Raw genomic sequence first — 600 nt, forward strand, 5'->3', positions numbered from 1 at the left:
ACTGGACAGGCCGTTCAGCGGCACGATTGATGATCTTGCACTCTTTAACCGTGCTCTGACGGCAGCCGAGATTCAGTCTCTGCACACTGACGGGTTGGGGCTTGTATCTGAAGATCACGGTACCATTCGCGATGTCGAGCATATTGTGGCAACGGCCGGAGATGATGACATTGCGCTGGACGATGCCGGTTACATGGTTGAGGGTCTGGCCGGTGATGACGTAATTAGAGGTGGCACAGGTGCCGACCACTTGAGTGGCGGCACGGGCGCGGATAAGCTTTACGTTCAAGTCGCGGCAGGCAATACGGACAATATTGACGGCGGTGAGGGTCAAGACACAGCGTCTTTCGAAGAAGTCGATGCTGGTGGATTTGGCTTGACGATTGACTTGTCGACCGGAGAAGCACGCTCGACGAATAACAACTCGCTGGTTGCAACCTTGTCTTCAATCGAAAGCGTTGAAGGCAGCATAGAAGACGATACGCTGATTGGTACGGCTGGCGCTGACACGTTAAGTGGTGGTGCGGGCGCGGATACTCTGCTTGCGGGCGGAGGCGACGATACGCTGATCATCGACGATAATGATGTAGACATTGATGG

At 54.7% G+C, this 600-nt stretch carries 1 protein-coding gene; it reads left to right on the forward strand.

Annotated elements, in window-relative coordinates:
* A partial coding sequence (locus ACR0D7_RS19415) for a calcium-binding protein (RefSeq protein WP_480680481.1) occupies positions 1–600 on the forward strand: 600 nt, incomplete at both ends.

The sequence above is a fragment of the Ruegeria sp. BB7 genome (assembly GCF_056539365.1).